Genomic DNA, 22,501 nt, shown 5'->3' on the forward strand with positions numbered 1-22,501 from the left:
GAGGAACGAAGACCATGCCTGTCACGAAATCACGCCGGAGCCGGAACACCGGCATCACCCTGTCGCGTCGTGCGGGCATGGTCTTCGTCCTTCCCGCGCTCATCCTGTTCGTCATCTTCATCCTGTATCCGCTGGTCACGGCGCTCAGCTACTCGCTGTTCGACTGGACGGGCATCGTGCGCGGTGACTTCTCGGTGCTCGACAACTACGTGACGATCTTCACGCAGCTGCCGTACAAGGATGCGATCCCGAACGCGTTCGTGCACAACATCCTGCTCTTCGTGGGCGCGATGGTGTTCCAGAACACGGTCGGCCTCGGTCTGGCCGTGCTGCTGCACCGGGTGCGGCGGTTCAAGCGGTTCTTCCAGACGGTCTACACGCTGCCCTATCTGGTGTCGCCCCTTGTGGTGGGCTACCTCTGGTCGCTGATGCTGTCGCCGCTGTTCGGTCCGGTGAACGCCATCCTCAAGGGGGTCGGGCTCGACGCCCTCGCTCAGCCCTGGCTCGGGAACCCGACCACCGCGATCTGGGTCGTGGTGTTCGTCACCGCCTGGCAGTGGGTCGGGTTCCCGGTGCTGCTCTACGGAGCTGCGCTCGGCGGCATCCCCGACGAGATCGACGAGGCAGCCTCGCTCGACGGCGCGTCGTCGTGGCAGCGGTTCCGTGACATCACCGGTCCGTTGCTGCTGCCGGCCATCGGCACGGTGAGCGTGCTCACCTTCATCGGAGCCATGGAGGCCTTCGCCATCCCGTACGCGCTCGGCGGCTCGGCCGGCAACCCGGCCGGCGCCACCGACGTGCTGAGCCTGCTCTTCTACCGCACGGCCTTCGAGTCGGGCTCGTCGAACGCGATCGGGACCTCGTCGGCGATCGCCACCCTGCTGTTCCTGTTCATCTTCGGAGTCGCCCTCCTCATGACCTGGCTGATGCGCCGCGCCGAAAGAAGGCTCTACTGATGACCGCCACCACGTCCCGCCCCGTGGGCAAGCGCTTCACGCTCGGCTCGTTCTTCGGGTCCGGCTTCCTCTGGCTCTACGCCCTGATCGCCGTCGCGCCGCTCGTGCTCATGGTGCTCAACAGCTTCCGTACCATGCCGGAGATGGCGAGGAGCCCGCTCGGCCTGCCGCTGGAGCCCTCGCTCACGAGCTATCAGAAGGCCTGGATCACCGCCGACTTCCAGACCTACTTCTTCAACTCGATCTTCGTGACCGTGGCGTCGGTGCTGCTCTCGACCGCGGTCTCCCTCCTGGCGGCCTATGCCTTCGCCCGCACCAAGTCGCGTATCTTCACCCTGCTCGAAGGCACCTTCCTGTCGGGGCTGATGCTGCCGGTGTACCTGGCGATCCTGCCCCTGTTCTTCCTGCTCGACAGCCTCGGCATGGTGAGCAACCTGTGGAGCCTGATCCTCGTCTACGCGGCCCTCGGCATCCCCTTCTCCACCTTCGTGCTCACCGGGTTCTTCCGGCAGCTGCCGATCGAGCTCGACGAGGCGGCGAAGCTCGACGGCGCCGGGTCGTTCACCACCTTCCTCCGCGTGCACCTTCCGCTCGTGCGACCGGCGATCGCGACGGTGATCGTGTTCCGCTTCGTGCCGGTGTGGAACGACTTCTTCTACCCGCTCATCCTCATCCGGGATCAGAAGGCCTACACTCTGCCGGTGGGCATCACGCGGTTCTTCGGCGAGTACCAGACCGACTGGGCGACGCTGTTCGCGGGGCTCACACTCGCCACCATCCCGCTCGTCGTGCTGTTCCTCCTGGCCACCAAGCAGATCGTCTCCGGGCTCACCGCGGGCATGAGCAAGTGAACCCGGGCGGCCCGGGAGGCTCCGGCGCGCCCGGCTGGGTGCTCGGGCTCGACATCGGCGGAAGCGGCAGCCGGGTCGCTCTGGCGCCGGTTCGCGCCGACGGCGCGACAGGCAGCGTGGATTCCGGGCACGGCGGGATGCGCGTGCTGCACGGGTCGCGGGTCGGGATCGCCTCCCGGGGGAGCAGCATTCCGGAGGTCGTCGGCGCGCTGCTCGATCGCGCTGCGGCGGAATGGCCGGGGGAGTGGGCCTCCGTCGCGGCGATCGCTGTCGGCGCGACCGGAGCGTTCACGTTGATCGACGATCCGCACGCGGTGGCGCGTGCGATCGCCGCGCGCCGGCCCGGGGCCGTCGCCGCGCTCGCGACGGATGCCGTGACCGCGCACCTCGGTGCGCTCGCCGGCTCGGCGGGAGCGGTGGTGGCCGTGGGCACTGGTTCGGTGGCGCTCGGCACCGACCTGGGGTCGGTCTGGCGCCGGGTCGACGGATGGGGCCACCTGCTCGGCGACCGCGGCGCCGGTTCCTGGATCGGTCGGAAGGGCCTCGAGGCCGCGATGCGTCAGTTCGACGGCGTATCCACCGACGGCGGAGCGCTTCTCGCGGCGGCGGTCGAGTCGTTCGGGGCACCCGAGACCTGGCCCTCCCAGCTCTACACGCGCAACGACCGCGCGGGGGTCCTCGGCTCCTTCGCCGGCCGCGTGGACGCCCTGGCACGGGAGGGCAACCCGGCCGCCGTGCGCATCATGACGGACGCGGGCCGGGAGGTGGCGCGTACTCTCATGGCGGCACTCGACCCGCGACTCGCGCGGGTCGCCTCGGCGGTCGGCGGCGTCTTCGCGCCGGCCAGAACCGAGGGGCCGTTCACCGAGGCGTTCGCGGCCGCCGTGCGGGAGGCGAATCCGCCGGTCGAGCTGCGCCCACCCGACGGCACCCCGCTCGACGGCGCCATCCGCCTCGCCCGCCTCCTCGTCTCTCCCACGCCGCCCTCCGGGCACCCCGAGCACCTCTGGCTCGCCCCACCCACCCCCTGACCCCGGCCGACCACCCCTGACCCCGCCGAGACCTCACCTTCCGCGCGAACCTCCGCACACAGCGCGGAAAGCGACGTCTCGGTGACGGGCTCGACGCACGAAAGGCACGCGATGGAGATCATCATCACCGACACACCCGACGAGGTCGCGCGGGTCGCGGCCGACATCATCGCGGGGGTGGTGCGGTCGCGGCCCGACGCCGTGCTCGGGGTGGCCACCGGGTCGTCGCCCGGAGCCACCTACCAGCGCCTCGCCAAGCTGTCGGCGCCGTCGGCACTCGGGCGCGTCGACTTCTCGGCCGTCACCGTGTTCGCGCTCGACGAGTACGTCGGCCTGCCGGCGGGTCACCCCGAGAGCTACGCGGCGGTGGTCAGCCGGGAGATCGTGCGGCCGCTCGGCATCGATCCGGCCAACGCCCACGTGCCCGACGGCTCCGCGGCCGACGCCGACGCCGCGGCGGCCGCTTACGACGCCGCGATCGCCGGCGCCGGCGGCATCGACCTGCAGCTGCTCGGCATCGGCCGCAACGGGCACGTCGGTTTCAACGAGCCGAGCTCCTCGCTCAGCTCCCGCACCCGAGTGAAGACCCTGGCGCCGCAGACCCGCGCCGACAACGCCCGCTTCTTCGACTCTCCCGACCAGGTGCCCGTGCACTGCATCACGCAGGGCCTCGGCACCATCGGCGACGCGCGGCGCCTTCTCCTCGTGGCCCAAGGAGCTGAGAAGGCGGATGCGATCGCGCACGCCGTCGAGGGACCGCTCTCGAGCCGCTGGCCGGCCTCCATCCTGCAGCTGCACCGGCACGCCACGGTCGTGGTCGACGACGCCGCGGCCTCGGGCCTCGCCCTCGCCGACTACTACCGCTCGGTGCAGGAGTTCAAGCCCCGGGTCGCGTGAGGTGACGTGGGTCCACGGGATCGGTCAGTGCGCGACCGCGATGAGTCCGAACCCGAGCGGGCGCAACGAACTCAGCGGAAGATGATGGTGCGGGCGCCGTCGAGGAGCACGCGGTCTTCGGCGAACCACTTCACCGCCTGAGTGAGCGTGCGGCTCTCCTCGTCCTGACCGATCGCCACCAGCTCGGCGGGCGTGCGGGTGTGGTCGACGCGCACCACGTTCTGCTCGATGATGGGGCCCTCGTCGAGGTCGCTGGTCACGAAGTGCGCCGTCGCCCCGATCAGCTTCACGCCGCGGGCGTGGGCCTGCTTGTAGGGATTCGCCCCCTTGAAGCCGGGCAGGAAGGAGTGGTGGATGTTGATCAGCCGCCCCTCGAGCCGCTCGCACAGCTCAGGGGAGATGATCTGCATGTAGCGCGCCAGTACGACGAGCTCGATGTCGTGCTCGTCGACCGCGTCGATCACGCGCTGTTCGAAGGCGGCCTTGGAGGCGGCATCCGTCACCGGCAGCGACTCGAACGGCACGTCGTAGAACCCGGCCAGGTCGCGCAACGACCCGTGGTTCGAGAGCACCAGCGGGATCTGCACCGGGAGCTGCCCGGCACGCTGACGGAAGAGCAGGTCGTTGAGGCAGTGTGCCGCCGTCGACACCAGCACCAGGGTGCGGAGCGGGCGACCCACCACGTCGAGCCGCCAGGTCATGGCATAGCGCTCGACCACGGGCGCAAGCGCCGCTTCGAACTCGCCGCGGGATGCCTCCGACTCCACCTGCAGGCGCATGAAGAAGCGCCCCGTGTCGGCCGAGGAGAACTGCTGGCTCTCGGTGATGTTGCCCCCGGAGGCGACGACGGCGCCGCTCACCGCGTGCACGATCCCGGGCAGGTCGGCGCACACGAAGGTCAGCACCCAGTGGTTGTGCGGCAGCGCCATGCGACTCTCCTCTTGTCGGGGCCTCGTGCCCGCGGGTTCCCCTGAGCTACAATAGTCAGTGGATGAACGGATATCGTTCGTCCTCGGGCATGTACGAAGGCGAACCGGTTCGCGGGCTCTCTGTTCCGCCACGGTTCGTCAGGTCGTCAGGTAGGCGCGGCTTCGAAACCGCACGGGCCTCCTCTGTCCGCCGCTTTCGAGTTGTCTTCGAATAGGTGTGCACTCCGTGACCACAACTTTGCCTCAGACGGGCGCTGCGCCCGTCGTGAAACGCTTCCCCTGGGGCGGCCTGATCGTTCTCGCGACCGCCGTCTTCCTCTCGGTGACCGCCGAGATGATCCCGACCGGCCTGCTGCCGGAGATGAGCACATCGCTCGGCGTCTCCGAATCGCAGACCGGCCTGCTCATCAGCGTGTTCGCCTTCGCCGTGGTGCTCACGAGCGTTCCACTGACCTTCGCGTTCCGCCGGATCCCCCGGCACCTGCTGCTGATGCTCGTGCTGGTGGTGATCGCGGCCTCCAGCATCGTCGGCGGGCTCGCGCCGAACTTCGAGGTGCTCGTGGTGGCGCGTGTCGTCGGCGGGATGGCGCACGGCGTGTTCTGGGGTGTCGTCGGCGCCTATTCCGCGCACCTCGTGCCGCGCGACCAGATCGGCCGCGCGGTGGCGATCACCACGGGCGGCGGCACTCTCGCCTTCGTGCTGGGCGTTCCGCTCGCCACCGCGGTCGGCCACGCCTGGGGCTGGCGGGTGCCGTTCTTCGGCATCGGCGCGCTGGCGCTGCTCGGCGCGGTCTTCATCCTGCTGCTCCTGCCGCGCGTCGACCACCGCAAGCATCTCGAGCCCTCCACCGACACCCGCGCGTTGCGGGCCGCTCGGCGCCGCGGACCGCTCGACCCGACCATCCCCGTGGTCGCGCTGATCTGCATCCTGGTGGCCGTGATCATGATCGGCAACTACGCCTTCTACACCTACATCGCGCCCTTCATGATCGGCCAGATGGGCGTCCCCGAGGGTCAGGTGGGGCTGCTGCTGCTCGTCTACGGCGCCGCGGGCGCGATCGGCGTGTTCGCCGCCGGTGCAGTGTTCGGTCGCCGCCCCACGACGGGGCTGGTGATCGCCCTGGCCGCGACCGGCGTCTCCGTGCTGCTGCTCGCGGTGTTCGCCGCGAACCCCGTGATCGCGATCGGCGCGTTCTTCGTCTGGGGTGTGGCGTTCGGCGTCATCCCGACCTTGCTGCCCACGCGTCTGATGCACGCGGCGTCGCCGGAGATCCGCGACACCTCGAGCGCCTTCTACTCCTCGGCCTTCAATGCGGGCATCGGCATCGGCGCTCTGGTCGGCTCGCTCTTCCTCGGTTCGCTGGGGCTCACCTCGCTGCCCTGGATCTACCTGATCGCGCTCGTGCTCGCCGGCGGACTGCTCGCCGCGACCCCGGCGCTCACTCGCCGAGCACACCGCGTCTGAGGTAAGCTGACCGCGTCGCAACTGGCGTATCAGATGGTCACCATCGGGAAGCGACGGACAGGGATTCGGCCGCGCGCCTGGGTCGATACGGATTCCGAACTCACATCAGTCCGTCACGCCGAAAAGGAGCCAGTCTTGTCCGACACCTTCAACTCCCCTTTGTCTGAGGTCGATCCCGAGATCGCCGAGGTGCTGCAGCTCGAGCTCGACCGCCAGCGCGGCACGCTCGAGATGATCGCCTCCGAGAACTTCGTGCCCCGCGCGGTTCTCGAGTCGCAGGGCTCCGTTCTCACCAACAAGTACGCGGAGGGCTACCCGGGCCGCCGCTACTACGGCGGCTGCGAGTTCGTCGACATCGCCGAGCAGCTCGCCATCGACCGCGCGAAGTCCCTCTTCGGCGCCGAGTACGCGAACGTGCAGCCGCACTCCGGCGCCACCGCGAACGCGGCCGTGCTGAGCGCCATCGCGACGCCCGGCGACACCATCCTGGGCCTCGAGCTCGCGCACGGCGGGCACCTGACCCACGGCATGAAGCTCAACTTCTCGGGCAAGCTCTACAACGCCGTCTCCTACGGCGTCGACCCCGAGACCTTCCTCGTCGACATGAACGTGGTGCGCGACAAGGCGCTCGAGCACAAGCCGCAGGTCATCATCGCCGGTTGGTCGGCCTACCCGCGTCAGCTCGACTTCGCCGCCTTCCGCGCCATCGCCGACGAGGTGGGCGCGAAGCTCTGGGTCGACATGGCGCACTTCGCCGGTCTCGTGGCCGCAGGCCTGCACCCGTCGCCCGTTCCTTTCGCCGACGTCGTGTCGTCGACCGTGCACAAGACCATCGGCGGTCCGCGCTCCGGCTTCATCGTGAGCCGCGACACGGAGCTCGCCAAGAAGCTCAACTCGAACGTCTTCCCCGGCCAGCAGGGCGGCCCGCTGATGCACGTCATCGCCGCCAAGGCCACGGCCTTCAAGCTCGCCGCCTCGCCCGAGTTCAAGGACCGCCAGGAGCGCACCCTCAGCGGCGCTCGCATCCTCGCCGACCGCCTCACCGCGGCCGACACCCGCGAGGCCGGCGTCGACGTGCTCACCGGCGGCACCGACGTGCACCTCGTGCTCGCCGACCTGCGCACCAGCGAGCTCGACGGCAAGCAGGCCGAAGACATCCTGCACGAGGTGGGCATCACCGTGAACCGCAACGCGGTGCCCTTCGACCCACGCCCCCCGATGGTGACCTCGGGTCTGCGCATCGGCACGCCCGCCCTCGCCACCCGCGGTTTCGGCGACGTGGAGTTCACCGAGGTCGCCGACATCATCGCCACAGCTCTCAAGCCGGCTCCGGATGTCACGGCCCTCCGCACCCGCGTGCTCGAGCTCACCGCGGCCTTCCCGCTCTACCCGGGTCTCGAGCAGTGGTAGCGGTCCGTCTCGACGGCGTCGCCACGGCCACGGCCCTCAAGGCCGAGATCCGCGAGCGGGTCGCCACTCTGCGCGAGCGCGGCATCGTTCCGGGCCTCGGCACTCTGCTGGTCGGCGACGACCCAGGGTCGATCTCCTACGTCGCGGGCAAGCACCGCGACTGCGCCGAGGTGGGCATGGAGTCGATCCGCGTCGACCTGCCCGCCACCGCGAGCGAACAGGACGTGCGCGACGCGATCGCAGCCCTGAACGCCGACGACGCGGTGACGGGCTACATCGTGCAGCTGCCGTTGCCGAACGGCATCGACGAGAACGCGATGCTCGAACTGATCGACCCGGCGAAGGATGCCGACGGTCTGCACCCCACGAACCTCGGCCGCCTCGTGCTGGGCGTCGAGGGCGAGCTCACCTCGCCGTTGCCGTGCACGCCGGCCGGCATCGTCGAGATGCTCACCCGCTACGGCGTGAGCCTGCCGGGCAAGCACGTCGTGGTGGTGGGCCGCGGTCTCACCGTGGGCCGTCCCCTCGGACTGCTGCTCACCCGAAAAGGCATCGACGCCACCGTCACGCTCACGCACTCGCGCACCGTCGACCTGGCCGCCGAGGTGCGGCGAGCGGATGTCGTCGTGGCCGCGGTGGGCGTGCCCGGCCTCATCCAGCCCGACTGGGTGAAGCCTGGCGCGGCCGTGCTCGACGTGGGGATCACCCGCATCGTGAACGAGGAGACCGGCAAGGCTCGGCTCGTGGGTGATGTGGATCCTGGCGTGGCGGAGGTGGCGGGGTTCCTGTCGCCGGTGCCTGGGGGAGTGGGGCCGATGACTCGGGCCATGTTGCTGGCCAATGTTGTTGCGGAGGCTGAGCGGCGGGGTCGCTGAGCCTTGGGTCGGCAAGTGGGGCGGGCGGATTTCACCTCCCGCCTAAGGGTTGAGCGGAGCTCAAAGGCGGCGGGAGGCAAAATCCGCCCGCCCCACCTGCCGAGTAGTCTTGGGGCGTGCGCGCGCCTACTGGGGATCAATACTCGCTTCGCCTCGAGGGGGAGGGGAGGGTTGTCACCGGGGTTGTCACCCAGGTGGCTGCCGGGATTCGGGCGTTGGACGTGGATGGGGTGGCGCTCGTCGAGACGTTCTCTGAGACGTCCACTCCGCCGGGGGCGGCGGGGATCGTGTTGGTGCCGTGGCCGAATCGGGTGGCGGGCGGACGGTGGACGCTGGCCGGAGCAGTGCAGCAGCTCGACATCACGGAGCCGAAGCAGGGGAACGCGATCCACGGGCTCCTCCGGTCGACGGGGTACCGGTTGCTCGAGCAGGAGCCGCATCGCGTGCTGCAGGGGGCGACCGTCTATCCGCAGCACGGCTATCCGTTCCTGCTCGAGACCACGGTCGAGCACCGGCTCACGGCCGACGGGATGACGGTGACCCACGCCATCGTGAACGAGAGCGAGCAGGCGGCCCCGGTCGCCGTCGGCGCGCATCCCTATCTCGCACTCGGCGACCTGCCCGTGGGTGACCTGACGCTCACGATCGACGCGACGACGCGTTTCCTCACCGACGACCACCAGATCCCGGTCTCCGAGGAAGAGGTGGCGGGCACCGACTTCGACCTCACGCAAGGTCGCCGCGTGGCCGGCCTCGAGATCGACCACGGTTTCGGCGGGGTCACGACGCACGACGGCCGCAGCGTGCAGCGTCTCGAAGCACCCGACGGTCGTCGCGTCGAACTCTGGGCCGACGAGAACTTCGGCTATGTGCAGGTCTTCACCCCGCAGAACTTCGCCGCTCCGGATGGCCCGCGCCAGGCGGTGGCGATCGAGCCGATGACGGCCCCGGCCGACGCCTTCAACTCGGGTCGGGGTCTGCGCTGGCTGCGCCCGGGGGAGCGGTGGGAGCTCGCCTGGGGCATCCGGTATGTCACACCCTGAGCGGGCTAGGCCGGCCTGACCCGCTTCGAGCACGCAAAGACCCCCCGCCCAGCCGGTGCTGACTGGACGGGGGTCTTCAGTGGAAATCATCCCTACCTGAGTACCATTTTACGCCTGCTCCGGCCCGGTGTGAAGGGGTTCAGCGCGAGATGCCGACCGCTCGCACGGTGACCACGATCACGATCAGCGCGATCATGAACATCACGCCCACGGCCCCCAGCACGATGCCGGCGATGGCGAGCCCGCGCCCCTGACCCATCCGCCGCGCCTTGCTCAGTCCCGCGAAGCCGAAGGCCACGGCGAGCACGCTCGGCAGGAACAGGACGTTGAAGCCGATGGAGACGATGCCGAACACCAGCGACGCCGTGGCGTAGCCGTTGCGGCTGTCGGCCGGGTCGACGGCGCGTGGTGCGAAGTCGTCGGTCCAGCGGTAGCCGTCCCACCAGCGCAGCACGTCGGTCGCTTCGGGGTCGGGGTACCAGCCCGGACCGATGCGGCCCTGCGGGAGGAGGCTCATGCTCTCGAATGTACCTCCGTCACCTGACCGTTCGATCCGGTGTCCGGCCGGGCGTCAGGCGAGCCCCCAGAACGGCCCGTCGAGGCCCACGCTGCGGAAGTACGCGGCGGCGGTCTGCGGATCGCGTCGCGTGTACGGGGTGTCCAGCCGGCCCTCGTACCAGTGGGCGGCCAGCCGCCAGAGGGTCTCGAGCGACATCGTGTACCCGGCTTCGAGCCCCTCCCGGGCCAACCACTCCTCCACGCACGCGGTCGAGCAGTAGATGCTCTGGTGCGAGCAGGTGTGCACTACGTCGTCCCAGATGTGGGCCGTGGGCACGAGGAAGTGGGCCACCTGCGTGCCCGCTGGAGGCGCCTCCCGGCCAACCGTCCAGGCGTGCGCGGTGCCGCAGTTCGGGCAGGTGGTGGCCACGAGCACCTCGGGGGCGTCGGGCACGAGGTGGGGAATGGCGAACGAATCCCACGCGCAGCCGCCCCACCAGAGCGTGTCGGGCCCCATCACCGAGAACCCGAGCGGGATCGAGGCGAAGGGGTGCGCCATCAGGATGCGCCGCTCGGCGTCGAGCACCACGTGACGCTCCGTCGCCAGCCGGTCGAACGCCGCCGCCACGACGGAGGGCTCCGCTCCGAGCGCGATGGCGACCTCGTCGACCGACGCGGCGTCCCCGCTGGCCGCGAATCGTGTATAAATCGTGTGCCGCACTCGCTCGGCGAACTCTGACTTGTTATCTGTTGGTGACACCTTCTGCATCCTCACTTCATGGCCGCGCCGCCGTTCCCATAACATGAGAATAGCTCATTCGTCCACCAGAGCCGAGGCGAACTGCGAGTTGTAGAGGGCGTAGTAGGCCCCCTCGGCGGCCAGCAGCTCGGCGTGCGTGCCCTGCTCCACGATGCTGCCCGACTCCATCACCAGGATGAGGTCGGCGTCGCGGATGGTGGAGAGGCGGTGCGCGATCACGAAGCTCGTGCGGTCGGCGCGCAGGGCCGACATCGCCTTCTGGACGAGCTGCTCCGTTCGCGTGTCCACCGATGACGTGGCCTCGTCGAGGATGAGGACGCTCGGTTTGGCGAGGAACGCGCGCGCGATGGTGAGCAGCTGCTTCTCTCCCGCGGAGACGTTGGACGCCTCGTCGTCGAGCACCGTGTCGTAGCCCTCGGGCAGCGAGTGCACGAAGCGGTCGACGTAGGTGGCGCGGGCGGCGTCGAGGATCTCCTCCTCCGTGGCATCCGGCCGGCCGTAGGCGATGTTGTCGCGGATGGTGCCGCCGAAGAGCCAGGTGTCCTGGAGCACCATGCCGGTGCGGGAACGCAGGTCGCGCCGGGTCATCTGGGCGATGTCGACGCCGTCGAGGGTGATGCGGCCGGCATCCAGCTCGTAGAACCGCATGATGAGGTTCACCAGCGTGGTCTTGCCCGCACCGGTCGGCCCGACGATCGCCACGGTCTGGCCGGGCTCGGCGACGAGCGAGAGGTCGGTGATGAGTGGCTTGTCCTCGGTGTACCGGAACGAGACGTTCTCGAACACCAGGCGGCCGCGGGTGTCACCGGGGGTCTGGGCGGGCGAGGCATCCGGAGTCTGCTCGTCGGCATCCAGCAGTTCGAAGACCCGCTCGGCCGAGGCGACGCCCGACTGGAGCAGGTTCACCATGGAGCCGAGCTGCGTGAGCGGCTGGGTGAACTGGCGGGAGTACTGGATGAAGGCCTGCACCGCACCGATGCTCAGGGCGCCCGACGCGACCTGCAGGCCGCCGACCACGGCGATCACGACGTAGATCAGGTTCCCGACGAACATCATGGCCGGCATGATGATGCCCGACACGAACTGTGCGCCGAAGCTGGCCTTGTAGAGCTGCTCGTTCTTCTCGGTGAACGTCTCCTCGGTCTCGCGCTGACGCCCGAACACCTTCACCAGGGCGTGTCCGGTGAAGTTCTCCTCCACCTGCGCGTTGAGGGCGCCCGTGTGCGCCCACTGGGCCACGAAGAGCTTCTGCGAGCGTTTCGCGATGACCGTCGTGATGCCGATGGTGAGCGGGATGGTGACCAGCGAGATCACGGCGAGCAGGGGAGAGGTGACGAACATCATCACCAGGACGCCGATCACCGTGAGTACGGAGGTGAGCATCTGGCTCAGCGTCTGCTGCAGGCTCTGCGCCACGTTGTCCATGTCGTTCGTGACGCGGCTGAGGAGTTCGCCGCGCTGCATCTTGTCGAAGTAGCTCAGCGGCAGCCGGTTGATCTTCGCCTCGACCTCTTCGCGCAGTCGGTACACGGTGCTCTGCACGATGGTGTTGAGCACGCGGCCCTGCAGCCAGGCGAAGACGGATGCCGCGACGTAGAGCACGAGCACGATGCCCAACACCATGGCGAGCGCGTCGAAGTCGATGCCCTGGCCCGGGGTGAGGGCGATGCCGCTCAGCAGGTCGGCCTGCTGAGCCTGTCCACTGGCGCGGAGCTGGTCGATCAGCTGCTGCTTCGTCATGTCGGCGGGCAGTGTCTTGCCGATGGCGCCGGCGAAGATGAGGTTGGTCGCCTGGCCGAGCAGCCACGGGCCGAGGACGGTGAACACCACGCTGATGACGCCGAGCGCGATCACCGCGATGACGGCGACCCGGTGCGGGCTGAGCCGGCGGATGAGGCGCTTCGCGGAGGGGCCGAAGGTCATCGACTTCTCCGTGGGCATCCCGATTCCACCGAACGGGCCGCCGCCACGGCCGCCGGGGCCGCCACGGCCGGGCGTGCCCGCCGGTGGGCCGACCGGACGGGGTGCGGACTTCGCCGGGGACTGGGTGGTGCCGCTCATGCTGCCTCCTCCGCGGTGAGCTGCGACGACACGATCTCGTTGTAGGTCTCCGAGGTCTCGAGCAGTTCTTCGTGGGTGCCGCGGCCGACGATCTGGCCGTCCTCCAGCACGATGATCTGGTCGGCGTCGATGATGGTCGACACCCGCTGAGCGACGATGACCATCGTCGCGCCCACCACTTTCGTGCGCAGGGCCTGTCTCAACCGCGCATCCGTCGCCAGGTCGAGGGCTGAGAACGAGTCGTCGAAGACATAGATCTCGGGCCGCTTGACAAGGGCGCGCGCGATGGCCAGCCGCTGTCGCTGGCCGCCCGACACGGTGGTGCCTCCCTGGGCGATCGGGGCCTCGAGCTGCCCCTCCATGGCCGTCACGAAATCCTTCGCCTGGGCGATCTCGAGCGCTCGCCAGAGATCGTCGTCGGTGGCGTCGGGGTTGCCGTAGCGGAGGTTGGAGGCAACGGTGCCGGAGAAGAGATAGGGCTTCTGCGGCACCAGGCCGATCCGCCCCCAGAGCAGATCGGGATCGAGCTCCCGTACGTCGACACCGTCGACCAGCACGGCGCCGCCGGTGACGTCGAACAGGCGCGGCAAGAGGTTCACGAGGGTGGTCTTGCCCGATCCCGTGCTGCCGATGACCGCCAGCGTCTGGCCGGGCTCGACGGTGATGTCGAGGTTGCGCAGCACCGGCTGCTCGGCACCGGGATAGGTGAAGAAGGCGTCGCGCAACTCGATCGTGCCGTGCTGCTTCAGCTCGCGCACCGGATTCGCCGGGAGCACGACCGAGGAATCGGTGGAGAGCACCTCGGTGATGCGGTCGGCGCACACCGAGGCGCGGGGGATCATCATGGCCATGAACGTCGCCATCATGATGGCGATGAGGATCTGCACGAGGTAGCTCAGGAAGGCGATCAGCGTGCCCACCTGCATCGATTCGGAGTCGATGCGGAACGCGCCGAACCAGATCACGGCCACGCTCGAGACGTTCAGGATGAGCATGACCGTCGGGAACATCAACGCCAGCAGGCGACCCGCGCGCAGGGCCGAGTCGGTGACGTCGTGGTTCGCCTTGGCGAAGCGCGCGGTCTCGACGTCTTCGCGGACGAAGGCGCGCACCACGCGGATGCCCGTCAGCTGCTCGCGCAGCACCCGGTTGACGGCGTCGATGCGGGTCTGCATCTTGCGGAACTGCGGCACCATCCGCACGATGATGGTGCCGAGCGAGAGCAGCAGCACGGGCACGGCGACCGCGATGATCCAGGACATCTGCACGTCCTGCTGGAGGGCCAGCACCACGCCGCCGATCGCGAGGATCGGCGCCGAGACGAGCAAAGTGAAGGTCATCAGGGCGAGCATCTGCACCTGCTGCACGTCGTTCGTCGAGCGCGTGATGAGCGAGGGGGCGCCGAAGGCCGAGACCTCGCGCTCGCTGAACTCGCTCACGCGATGGAAGATGGCCCCGCGGAGGTCGCGGCCGATGGCCATGGCCGCGCGCGCGCCGAAGTAGGTGGCGGTGATCGCGGCGGCGACCTGCACGAGCGTGATGAGGAGCATCCATCCGCCGGTCGACATGATGTAGCCGGTGTCACCCTTGGCCACGCCGTCGTCGATGATGTCGGCGTTGAGGGTGGGCAGGTAGAGCGAGGCGATCGACTGGATGAGCTGGAAGAGCACCACGGCGGCGACGAGCCATCCGTAAGGCTTCATGAATCGCCAGAGCAGGCGGAGGAGGGTCATTCGGATTCTTCTTTCGTGATTCCGTGAACGATGATCTGGGCGAGTTCGGCGCTGCTGAACGGGGTGTCGACCTCGTTGATCTGCGGGATGGCGCTGGAGAACGCGATGAGGCGGATGACGTGGGCGACGCGGCGGGGGGAGAGCGAGAGCCGGGCGGCTTCGGGGGCGAGGATCTGATCGATGATCTCGCTCGACCGGTCTTCTGCGGGGCGGGGCGGTGGTTCTTGGCGGCCGAGGGCTGCCATCACGCGCATCACGCCACGAAGGCGGGTGCGGAAGACGTCGATCACCTGTGCCAACTTCACCTCGAGCGGGTCGTCGGGATCGATGGCCCGCAGCCCGTTTCGCACGTACTCCGGATCGAAGAACTTCTCGGCGGCCGCTCTGATCAGGGACTCCTTGTCGCCGAACGCCCGGAAGACCGTTCCCTCCGCGATGCCGGCGGCCTCGGCGATCTGCTTCGACGTGATGTCGGCGCCTTGTTCGAGCAGCAGGGGGATGACGGCGTCGACGATCATCGCCCGCCGGTCTTCGAGCGGGAGGGCGGGCGCGCGGCGACTGGAGCCGGTGGTCAATTCGTCCGTGCTGCTCATGACATCGCAGCATAGCTGAGTGAGCACTCACTCGCAACGGGTGGTGATGGTGCGCACTATTGTCAAGCCCCCGTTCATGATTTTGGGGAGCGAAATCCGCTCCGTTAAGCTCCGTGAGGGGCACTCAGGCTCCGGAAACACGAGGAGTACGGGCTTGGGCCTATTGATCTATGGGCCGACCGGGTCGGAGATCGAGATGGACGATCGCCTCCTCGCTCACCTGCGGATCGTGCTCGTCTCGAAGATGCGGAACCACGAGGCGTTCACGGTGTCCTGGAGCATGGAGGTGAGTCAGGGCGGCGGGCGGGAGACCCTGTGGGTCCATCCGTCGATCCCGCTGCGCTTCCGCTTCTTCGGCAGCCGACCGCCCGCGATCAACCGGGCCTGGATCGACCTCATGCTCACGGCGGCCAGCCGCGGCGACCTCCGCATCATGCCGGAACCGGGAACCATCGACGCCGGCTGAGCGACTCGCCGCTGCGCCGTGCGAGGATCGAAGGGCAGGAGGTCACATGCCCTACGAACTCGACTCGCCGCCCGTCGACACCCACGAGGCGCTGCAAGCGCTGCTCGGACAGCCGATCGAACGGGTGAAGAACAAGGCACGCCCTCGACTCGACGAGGTCGACCGCGCCTGGCTCGCCGGGTCGCCGCTGTGCTTCGTGGCGACAGCCGATGCATCCGGTCGCTGCGACGTGTCTCCCAAGGGCGACCCGGCCGGGCTGGCGCACGTGCTCGACGACACCACGCTCGTGCTGCCCGAACGGCCGGGTAACCGGCGGGCCGACAGCCTGCACAACGTGGTGGACAATCCCCAGGTCGGTCTGATCTTCCTCATCCCGGGCCGTGGTGACACGCTGCGTATCAACGGTCACGCAAGGATCGCGATCGACGAGCCGTTCTTCGACGATCTCGTCGTGAAGGGGCACCGTCCGCAGCTCGCCCTCGTGGTCGACATCGAGGAGGTGTACTACCACTGCTCGAAGGCGTTCCTGCGGTCGGCGGCGTGGGAGCCGGAGACGTGGAACGCGTCCGTCGCGCCGTCGCGGGCGCGGATCGCGCAAGCGGTCGAGCGGCCGGATGCCTCGCTCGACGAGCTCGAGGAATACTACGGCCCGCGGTACGCCGACTCCATCTACTAAGGGCCCGCGCCGATAAGCTCGGATGCGTGAGCGCTGAGCCCCGGATGCCCGCCCCGACGCGTCGCCGTCGGCGCTGGGTGGTGCCGGTGTTCGTCGCCGTCGCGGTGCTGGTGTACGTGGTGGTGGTGCTGCTCTACGCGAACAGTGGGCGCTTCGTGACGAGCGAGACCCCCGAGCGCGACCCCGGCGCGGTGACCGTGGTGCTGTCGCCCAGCGCCGTCAATGCCGTCGGCGAGCGGATCGACATGGAGGTGGAGGTCACCCCGCGTGATGACATGATGACGCCCGACAGCCCGACCATCAACCAAGACCTGAGCGTCATCATCACCCCGGTCGCCGGTGAGCAGACCATCGAGATCGCCAAAGGAACGATCCCCGCGACGACGTCGGTGTCGATCGTCTCCAGCGGCGAAGTCGAGCGCTGGCCGCTCGACCGCTACAAGACGCCCGTTCTCGTCGTTGTCGCGTTCACCCAGGTGGACGGCGTCGCGACACCGGTGCGCACGCAGGTGGTCTTCGAGGGCGGCATTCCGGGCTGGCGACTGTCAGCGGTGCAGAACTTCACCTATGACGCCGGGACGATCGAGGAAGACGGCGTGAGCGAGCCTGTCCCGGTCGTCAGTCTGGAAGCGAGCCGCTCGGGCAGCACGCTCGCGTTCGGGGTGCTGCTGCTCGGGCTCATGGTGGTGTTGCCGGTGCTCGTGCTGTTCGTCGCGATCACGGCCTTCCGGGGCATCCGCAAGGTCGAGGCGACCCTGATGAGCTGGATGGGTGCGATGCTGTTCGCCACCATCCCGCTGCGCACCTTCCTCCCCGGCTCGCCGCCGATCGGGTCGTGGATCGACTTCCTCATCGTGCTCTGGGTCATCGTCGGCCTCATCACGGGCCTGACCATCTACGTGGCCGCCTGGATGCGCTGGGGCACCCCGGCCGCCCCGCGCACCCCACCCGACCCCGCTGCCCCGTCCGCATCCCCCTAGTCGACAGATCCGTCGGACAGCCCAGGGGAGGGATTGAGCGCGCACCCGGCGCCCACCTCCGCTGCCACCTCGACCGTCTGCCAGTACACCGGCTCGCCCCCGCCCCAGAAGATGCGGAACGAGTCGAAACCACCCTCGTCCTGCCCATCCTGCACCTCGAGCAGCAGTACGATCGTCGCCGGTCCGGCGTCGGGGAGAGGGAGGTACAGCATCCCGTTGTCGCGCGAGGCCCGCATCGTCTCGACATCCTCGGCCGGCAGGGAACTCGCGCCGTACGGTTTCTCGCCGTCAACCAGGGTGATGCCGGCGAGACCGAGACTCTTCGGATGATCGAACTCCACCCTGAGAATGTCCGGCGTGAATTCCAGCTCGGGATCGACCGCCACAGGGACCTGCAGGACAGCCGCCCCTGCCTGGTCGTCGACGAAGCAGCTCAGTGACGTCGGATCGATCTCCAGACCGGACGCCTCGGTGTCCGCGCATCCGGTCAGAGCGACGAGTACGCATCCGGTGATCGCGACGAGCACGGCCACGCCAGGCGCATTTGCTTTCATGTCGACAGGATGTCACTCGGGCGCCGCCTCGCGGCCCGAGTCGCGCGATCGATATGGAGTCGTGCTGTGGGGTGGCGGTCAGCTGAGGCGGGCGATGCGGGCGGTGAGCTCCTCGTAGAAGGGGGCGGCGTCGACGTCACGGCAGTAGAAGACGTTTCGGGGCAGGTCGGTGATCTGCCAGTAGTCGACGACGAGCATGCCCATGGTCAGCTCGCTGCCGGTCTCCACCCGGGCGTTGACGAGACGGCCGTGGAAGAACTCGGGGTGCAGCAGGTACATCGGCACCACCGGGCCGTGCAAGGGCGCGCCATCCCAGCCGTACTTGTCGAGGTCGAAAGTCTCCGAGAAGGTCAGCAGCTGGTCGACGGCCCGCCCGCACTCGTTGCCGATCGCCGAGAACGCGTCGAGGCGCGCCCGGGTGTTGTGCAGCTGGTGGGTGACGTCGAGCGGAAGCATGACGATGGGCACGCCGCTGCCGAGCACGATCGCGGCGGCGTGCGGGTCGACGTAGATGTTGAACTCGGCCGCCGGCGTGATGTTGCCGACCTCGAAGTAGGCACCGGCCATCATCACGATCTCGGCGATGTGGTCGGCGATGTCGGGCGCCTCCGTCAAGGCCACCGCGAGCGTGGTCATGCTGGAGAATTGCGCGACGGTCACCGACTTCGGCGGCGCGGCGCGGAGCATCCGGATGATGGCGGCGACACCCGACTCGGCCTCGGGGCGACCCACCACGGGGGCGAAGCCGTAGCCGTCGAGCCCGGTCTCACCGTGCACGTGCGCGGCGGTGACGAGTGGGCGCAGCAGCGGTTGCGGCACTCCCTTGAGGACCGGGATGTCCGTCACCCCGGCCAGTTCGAGCACCTTGAACACGTTCTCGACGGTGTTGTCGAGCGTCGTGTTGCCCGCGCTCGCCACGATGCCGAGCACACGGAAGTCGTCGGGCGACGCGAAGATCGAGAGCAGCGCGACGGCCTGCTCCTGCCCGGGGTCGGTGATGCAGATGAGGTCGCGCACGTCGTGCCTTTCTGAGGCGCCGAGGCGTCACTTTCCGCGGTCCGCGAGGTTCCGGCCGCGGAAAGTGACGCCTGGGGAGCGGTGGGGCGGGGGAGGGAGAGGTGCTGCGGGTTACGGGGCGGACGGGGTCTCGATGGGGATGGTCCCCGCGATGATGCCGGCCTGGATGTCATCCAGCTCGCCCTGCAGCGTCGGGGCCACCTTCGACTCGAAGTCGTGGAACGGGCTCATCAGCACGCCCCCGTTCTCGAGCGTTCCCACGTACTCCTCGTTCGAGAAGTCGCCGGCCGCGGCCGCCTGGATGACCTCGGAGATCGACTTGGGCATGTCACGGGCGATCGACGAGAACCAGATGTCGTCGTAGTCGGGGTCGCTGAGGTACATGTCGGTGTCGACGCCGACCAACGCCACCGGAGTGCTCGACTCGCGGATGGCCTGCGCGGCTCCCTTGTAGATGGGCCCGCCGACCGGCACGATCACGTCGACGCCCTGCTCCAGGATGCCCTGCGACAGCACCTTCGCGGCGTTGATGTCGCTGAAGTTGCCGGTGAACTGGCCCTCCTGGGTGTCCGGATTCCACCCGATCACCTGCACGTCGGTGCCCTTCTGGGCGTTGTGATACTCGACGCCCCGCGCGAAGCCGTCCATGTAGAGCGTCACTGGCGGGATCTGCGCCCCACCGTATGTGCCCACCTTGCCGGTGGTCGTGTAGTCGGCCGCCGCGTAGCCCACGAGGAAGCCGGCCTGCGAGGTGTCCCACACCACGCCTTTCACGTTGTCGGCGGCGATGGTGTTGTCGTCCACCATGATGAAGTGGATGTCGGGATTCGCGGCCGCCGCATCCTTCGTGGCGGCGGCGAGCAGGTAGCCCATCGTGACGATCGTGGTGCAGCCCTGATCGACGAGGCTCGCGATGTTCGGCGCGTAGTCGCTCTCGGTCTCGGACTGCACGTCGATGTGTTCGGTCCCCAGCGCCTCGGCGGCGTCGGTGACCCCTTCGAGGCCCAGCTGGTTGAACGACTGGTCGTCGAAACCGCCCTGGTCGCTCACGATGCAGGGCAGGAAATCGGATGCCGCGGCATCCGTGGTGCCCGACGACGACGCGTCGCTCGGGGCGCTCGCACAGCTCGCGAGTGCCAAGGTTCCCACGAGGGCGAGGGCGCTCGCGGCGGCCAGGCGGCGCGCGGGCCGGAAACGCGGGACGGGGGTGGGAGTGGGGGACATGGATGCTCCTTGATCGGTCGGATTCGGGATGGTGCCGGGAGGTGCGGTGGTGCTCGTGGTGCCGGTGGTGCTCGTGGTGCGGGGTGGAACGGCGGTGGGCGCTCGCCGGGGGCGAGGCGCGGGCGGGGCGGTCACTTCGGCTCCTCGACCCAGGCGTAGATCTCCCAGATGTAGCCGTCGGGATCGACGAAGTAGGCCGAGCGCGCGCCCCACTCGTAGAGCGCGGGGGGGCCTGAGTCGGCGAGTCCGCGGGCGGTGAGGTCGGCGTGCAGGCGGTCGACAGCCTCGCCGGAATCGAGTTCGATGGCGAGCATCACGTGCCCGCCGTTGCGACTCCAGGAGGCGAATTCGGCGGTGCGGATGTCGGGACCGGTGATCGAGGCGACGTCGACGATCGTGAGGGTGACGTTGCCCGCCGCGAAGTGCAGGCGTCCGTCGGAGACCGCGGGTCTGAATCCGAGGCGCTCGAGGAAGTCGTACGTGCGTACCACGTCGCTCACGCCGAGTTCGATCTCGGTGATGCGCGGGCGGCCGGTGGCCGAACTGGTGAGCACGCTCGTGAAGCCGTCGGGATCGGTGACGGCGTAGGCGGGCGAGGCGGTGCCGGGCGAGGGGGAGAGACGTACGGCACTCGGAACGCGGGCGGCGGCCGCCTCGAGGGTGGCGGCATCCGGCAGCTCGATGGTGACGCGGAACGGCAGACCTGGCTGCGTGGGGAAGGCCGGGCCGACGGTCTCGGCGATGCTCGGCCGCATCCACATGGCCAGCCGTGGTCCGTCACCGATCACGAAGTCGGCGAAGCGCACGTTGCGCATGCGTCGCTCGAGGCCCACGCCGTCGCGGTAGAAGTCGTCGCTGGCGGTGACGTCGGCGTTGACGAGGCAGATGTCGTCGAGTCTCATGGCAGGTCCTTTCCCGCGGGCAGATGGGGTGACGGATCGGCGGCCCAGGTTCGCCGGTAGGCCTCACCCACGAAGGGCGCATAGCGGTCGCGCAGGGCCGCCCAGTCGGGCAGGTCGACGAGGTACCGGGCGGCCTCGGCGCGGAACTCGGAGAGCAGGGCGTCGGCGTCGATCAGGGTGCAGCGACCGTCGTCGACCACGAGTCGGCCGTCGACCCAGACCTGCCGGATCGAGCGGCCGTCTTCCGAGAAGACGAGCTGCCGGGCGGCGTCGTTGAGCGGAGTGAAGTTCGTGGTCGTCGTGAGGTCGAGCACCACGAAGTCGGCCTTCAGTCCGGGGGCGATGCGTCCGGCGACATCCGCCCAGCCGGCGGCTCGCGCGCCCGCGACCGTCGCGGCGTGCAGCACCTCGTCGACGCGGGGCCACTCGTCATAGTCGGGATCGGTCAGCGTGTGGAGAAGCGCCGCCGCCTTGACGACCTCGAGCATGCGCAACGAGTCGTTGCTCGAGGCGCCGTCCGAGCCGAGCGCAACGCGCACGCCGGCGTCGTGCAACGCCCGCCACGGGAGCACGCCCGAGCCGAGTTTGAGGTTCGACAGCGGGTTGTGCACGACCGTCGCGCCCGACCGGGCGAGCACCTCGAGGTCGCCGGTGGTCAGCCAGATGCCGTGGGCGAGGGTCACGCTCTCGCCGAGGATTCCGAGGTGGTCGAGATGCTGCACGATCGTGCGGCCGTCGTAGCGGGTGCGCGCGAGTTCGGCCTGCAGTTTGGTCTCCAGCAGGTGCAGGTGCAGCACCTCCCCGTTCTGCAGGGCGACGGCGGCGGCCCGACGCAGCAGTTCATCGGTGGCGCGCTGCGGGGCGCTGGGAGCGATGGCGTAGCGGATGCGTCCGGTGCCTCCTGCGTGCCGCGCGGCCAGTTCTCGTGCAGCGTCGGAGAACGCGAAGTAGTCGCGCTGCACCACCTCCGGCGCCGGCATCGACGTGCGGCTCGCGGCGAGCACCTCGGCGGGCAGCACCTCGTCGGCGAACGGCAGGCGGTCCACCATCGGCACGTCGACGACCGTGCCGGTGCAGGTGGCGCGGAGCCCGACGTCGTCGTAGGCGGCGAACACCTGGGCGATGGACTCGATGGTCTGATGGGGGAGTTCGCCGACGTCGTCGAGCACGGTCGTCACGCCGCCGAGCAGCGACTCGATCGCGGCGACCATCGTGCGCAGGTAAATTATTCGGGGAGGAGCCGGTGCGACGCCCGTGGGTGGGTAACTCAGCAGCGTCCAGATCTCGAGGGGCACGCGGTCGCTCGTTCCCCGCAGCAGGATCTCCCACGAGTGGGTGTGTGCGTTGACCAGACCCGGGATGAGCAGCAGGTCGGTCGCGTCGACGACCGTGATGTCGTCGTGCGCCAGGTCTGCCGGTGATGCCCCGGACGCCTCGGCGGATGCGGCGCGGTTCTCGATCGGGCGCACCGACACGAATCGGTCGCCGTCGACGCGCACGTCGGCGCGGAACGGCACCGCTCCGTGGGCGTCGTCCATCGCGATGACGAGGGCGTTCTGCCATTCAGTGGCCACGAGCGT

22 protein-coding genes and 1 riboswitch are annotated in these 22,501 nt (G+C 69.0%); of the genes, 11 read left to right on the forward strand and 11 right to left on the reverse strand.

Going from position 1 to position 22,501, the window contains the following annotated elements:
• Positions 1-14: 14 nt before the first annotated feature.
• The 4 genes from ACFJGU_RS12470 to nagB all read left to right on the forward strand — a co-directional run bounded on the left by ACFJGU_RS12470 (position 15) and on the right by nagB (position 3,735).
• A complete protein-coding gene (locus ACFJGU_RS12470) occupies positions 15-956 on the forward strand; it encodes a carbohydrate ABC transporter permease (RefSeq protein ID WP_382303832.1) in 942 nt (313 codons plus the stop codon).
• Positions 956-1,807, forward strand: a complete 852-nt coding sequence (locus ACFJGU_RS12475; RefSeq protein ID WP_382303833.1) for a carbohydrate ABC transporter permease — start codon at positions 956-958, stop codon at positions 1,805-1,807. The genes ACFJGU_RS12470 and ACFJGU_RS12475 overlap by 1 nt, the downstream gene beginning before the upstream one ends.
• On the forward strand, positions 1,804-2,838 hold the full coding sequence (locus ACFJGU_RS12480) for an N-acetylglucosamine kinase (protein WP_382303834.1): 1,035 nt from the start codon (positions 1,804-1,806) through the stop codon (positions 2,836-2,838). The genes ACFJGU_RS12475 and ACFJGU_RS12480 overlap by 4 nt, the downstream gene beginning before the upstream one ends.
• 111 nt (positions 2,839-2,949) lie before the next feature.
• Positions 2,950-3,735, forward strand: a complete 786-nt coding sequence (gene nagB / locus ACFJGU_RS12485) for a glucosamine-6-phosphate deaminase (protein WP_382303835.1) — start codon at positions 2,950-2,952, stop codon at positions 3,733-3,735.
• A gap of 71 nt (positions 3,736-3,806) precedes the next feature.
• Here nagB and purU read toward each other — a convergent pair whose 3' ends face one another.
• Entirely contained in the window at positions 3,807-4,664 is an 858-nt protein-coding gene (gene purU / locus ACFJGU_RS12490) for a formyltetrahydrofolate deformylase (RefSeq protein ID WP_382303836.1), read from the reverse strand.
• A gap of 226 nt (positions 4,665-4,890) precedes the next feature.
• On the opposite strand from purU, the gene ACFJGU_RS12495 reads away from it, so the two are divergent.
• From ACFJGU_RS12495 to ACFJGU_RS12510, 4 genes are all read left to right on the forward strand, one after another.
• Entirely contained in the window at positions 4,891-6,129 is a 1,239-nt protein-coding gene (locus tag ACFJGU_RS12495; protein WP_382303837.1) for an MFS transporter, read from the forward strand.
• A 7-nt stretch (positions 6,130-6,136) separates the two neighbouring features.
• A riboswitch (ZMP/ZTP riboswitch) is annotated at positions 6,137-6,219 on the forward strand.
• Between the two features lie 45 nt (positions 6,220-6,264).
• The gene (gene glyA, locus ACFJGU_RS12500; protein WP_382303838.1) at positions 6,265-7,539 is read left to right on the forward strand and encodes a serine hydroxymethyltransferase; all 1,275 of its coding nucleotides are present in this window, start codon (positions 6,265-6,267) and stop codon (positions 7,537-7,539) included.
• Positions 7,533-8,414, forward strand: a complete 882-nt coding sequence (locus tag ACFJGU_RS12505; protein ID WP_382303839.1) for a bifunctional methylenetetrahydrofolate dehydrogenase/methenyltetrahydrofolate cyclohydrolase — start codon at positions 7,533-7,535, stop codon at positions 8,412-8,414. Before glyA ends, ACFJGU_RS12505 begins: the two co-directional genes overlap by 7 nt.
• 221 nt (positions 8,415-8,635) lie before the next feature.
• Positions 8,636-9,457, forward strand: a complete 822-nt coding sequence (locus ACFJGU_RS12510) for an aldose 1-epimerase family protein (RefSeq protein WP_382310355.1) — start codon at positions 8,636-8,638, stop codon at positions 9,455-9,457.
• 139 nt (positions 9,458-9,596) lie between these two features.
• On the opposite strand, the gene ACFJGU_RS12515 is transcribed toward ACFJGU_RS12510, so the two are convergent.
• Genes ACFJGU_RS12515 through ACFJGU_RS12535 form a run of 5 tightly spaced genes read right to left on the reverse strand, consistent with a single transcriptional unit; the run spans position 9,597 to position 15,102 of the window.
• Complete coding sequence (locus tag ACFJGU_RS12515) at positions 9,597-9,974, reverse strand: DUF4190 domain-containing protein (protein ID WP_382303840.1); 378 nt, start codon at positions 9,972-9,974, stop codon at positions 9,597-9,599.
• 54 nt (positions 9,975-10,028) lie between these two features.
• Positions 10,029-10,715 (reverse strand): organomercurial lyase, encoded by a 687-nt coding sequence (merB, locus tag ACFJGU_RS12520; RefSeq protein ID WP_382303841.1) that lies wholly within the window; start codon positions 10,713-10,715, stop codon positions 10,029-10,031.
• Positions 10,716-10,769: 54 nt separating this feature from the next.
• Positions 10,770-12,776, reverse strand: coding sequence for an ABC transporter ATP-binding protein (locus tag ACFJGU_RS12525; RefSeq protein ID WP_382303842.1), 2,007 nt, complete (start codon positions 12,774-12,776; stop codon positions 10,770-10,772).
• On the reverse strand, positions 12,773-14,509 hold the full coding sequence (locus tag ACFJGU_RS12530) for an ABC transporter ATP-binding protein (RefSeq protein WP_382303843.1): 1,737 nt from the start codon (positions 14,507-14,509) through the stop codon (positions 12,773-12,775). The genes ACFJGU_RS12525 and ACFJGU_RS12530 overlap by 4 nt, the downstream gene beginning before the upstream one ends.
• Positions 14,506-15,102, reverse strand: a complete 597-nt coding sequence (locus tag ACFJGU_RS12535) for a TetR/AcrR family transcriptional regulator (protein ID WP_382303844.1) — start codon at positions 15,100-15,102, stop codon at positions 14,506-14,508. Before ACFJGU_RS12535 ends, ACFJGU_RS12530 begins: the two co-directional genes overlap by 4 nt.
• 196 nt (positions 15,103-15,298) lie before the next feature.
• Here ACFJGU_RS12535 and ACFJGU_RS12540 point away from each other — a divergent pair, with 196 nt between their 5' ends.
• The 3 genes from ACFJGU_RS12540 to ACFJGU_RS12550 are packed head-to-tail and all read left to right on the forward strand — an operon-like array spanning position 15,299 to position 17,224.
• A complete protein-coding gene (locus ACFJGU_RS12540; RefSeq protein WP_382303845.1) occupies positions 15,299-15,568 on the forward strand; it encodes an ATP-dependent DNA ligase in 270 nt (89 codons plus the stop codon).
• Between the two features lie 46 nt (positions 15,569-15,614).
• On the forward strand, positions 15,615-16,244 hold the full coding sequence (locus ACFJGU_RS12545; RefSeq protein WP_382303846.1) for a pyridoxamine 5'-phosphate oxidase family protein: 630 nt from the start codon (positions 15,615-15,617) through the stop codon (positions 16,242-16,244).
• A 26-nt stretch (positions 16,245-16,270) separates the two neighbouring features.
• On the forward strand, positions 16,271-17,224 hold the full coding sequence (locus ACFJGU_RS12550) for a DUF4436 family protein (protein WP_382303847.1): 954 nt from the start codon (positions 16,271-16,273) through the stop codon (positions 17,222-17,224).
• On the opposite strand, the gene ACFJGU_RS12555 is transcribed toward ACFJGU_RS12550, so the two are convergent.
• The 5 genes from ACFJGU_RS12555 to ACFJGU_RS12575 all read right to left on the reverse strand — a co-directional run bounded on the left by ACFJGU_RS12555 (position 17,221) and on the right by ACFJGU_RS12575 (position 22,495).
• Complete coding sequence (locus ACFJGU_RS12555) at positions 17,221-17,778, reverse strand: hypothetical protein (RefSeq protein WP_382303848.1); 558 nt, start codon at positions 17,776-17,778, stop codon at positions 17,221-17,223. The genes ACFJGU_RS12550 and ACFJGU_RS12555 overlap by 4 nt on opposite strands.
• Before the next feature lie 78 nt (positions 17,779-17,856).
• On the reverse strand, positions 17,857-18,795 hold the full coding sequence (locus tag ACFJGU_RS12560; protein ID WP_382303849.1) for a nucleoside hydrolase: 939 nt from the start codon (positions 18,793-18,795) through the stop codon (positions 17,857-17,859).
• Positions 18,796-18,906: 111 nt separating this feature from the next.
• Complete coding sequence (locus ACFJGU_RS12565) at positions 18,907-20,154, reverse strand: BMP family protein (RefSeq protein ID WP_382303850.1); 1,248 nt, start codon at positions 20,152-20,154, stop codon at positions 18,907-18,909.
• Positions 20,151-20,921: a VOC family protein gene (locus tag ACFJGU_RS12570; RefSeq protein WP_382303851.1), complete on the reverse strand. Its 771-nt coding sequence runs from the start codon at positions 20,919-20,921 to the stop codon at positions 20,151-20,153. Before ACFJGU_RS12570 ends, ACFJGU_RS12565 begins: the two co-directional genes overlap by 4 nt.
• Entirely contained in the window at positions 20,918-22,495 is a 1,578-nt protein-coding gene (locus ACFJGU_RS12575; RefSeq protein ID WP_382303852.1) for an amidohydrolase family protein, read from the reverse strand. Before ACFJGU_RS12575 ends, ACFJGU_RS12570 begins: the two co-directional genes overlap by 4 nt.
• Positions 22,496-22,501: the final 6 nt, after the last annotated feature.

The organism is Herbiconiux sp. UC225_62 (assembly GCF_042694625.1).
GTDB lineage: Bacteria > Actinomycetota > Actinomycetes > Actinomycetales > Microbacteriaceae > Herbiconiux.

What these genes read in the sequence shown, in the direction of transcription:
- ACFJGU_RS12470 (WP_382303832.1), top strand. Translation starts at nt 15, where the DNA reads ATGCCTGTCACGAAATCACGCCGGAGCCGGAACACCGGCATCACCCTG.
- ACFJGU_RS12475 (WP_382303833.1), top strand. Translation starts at nt 956, where the DNA reads ATGACCGCCACCACGTCCCGCCCCGTGGGCAAGCGCTTCACGCTCGGC.
- nagB (WP_382303835.1), top strand. Translation starts at nt 2,950, where the DNA reads ATGGAGATCATCATCACCGACACACCCGACGAGGTCGCGCGGGTCGCG.
- purU (WP_382303836.1), bottom strand. Translation starts at nt 4,664, where the DNA reads ATGGCGCTGCCGCACAACCACTGGGTGCTGACCTTCGTGTGCGCCGAC.
- ACFJGU_RS12515 (WP_382303840.1), bottom strand. Translation starts at nt 9,974, where the DNA reads ATGAGCCTCCTCCCGCAGGGCCGCATCGGTCCGGGCTGGTACCCCGAC.
- ACFJGU_RS12525 (WP_382303842.1), bottom strand. Translation starts at nt 12,776, where the DNA reads ATGAGCGGCACCACCCAGTCCCCGGCGAAGTCCGCACCCCGTCCGGTC.
- ACFJGU_RS12530 (WP_382303843.1), bottom strand. Translation starts at nt 14,509, where the DNA reads ATGACCCTCCTCCGCCTGCTCTGGCGATTCATGAAGCCTTACGGATGG.
- ACFJGU_RS12535 (WP_382303844.1), bottom strand. Translation starts at nt 15,102, where the DNA reads ATGAGCAGCACGGACGAATTGACCACCGGCTCCAGTCGCCGCGCGCCC.
- ACFJGU_RS12540 (WP_382303845.1), top strand. Translation starts at nt 15,299, where the DNA reads ATGGACGATCGCCTCCTCGCTCACCTGCGGATCGTGCTCGTCTCGAAG.
- ACFJGU_RS12545 (WP_382303846.1), top strand. Translation starts at nt 15,615, where the DNA reads ATGCCCTACGAACTCGACTCGCCGCCCGTCGACACCCACGAGGCGCTG.
- ACFJGU_RS12555 (WP_382303848.1), bottom strand. Translation starts at nt 17,778, where the DNA reads ATGAAAGCAAATGCGCCTGGCGTGGCCGTGCTCGTCGCGATCACCGGA.
- ACFJGU_RS12570 (WP_382303851.1), bottom strand. Translation starts at nt 20,921, where the DNA reads ATGAGACTCGACGACATCTGCCTCGTCAACGCCGACGTCACCGCCAGC.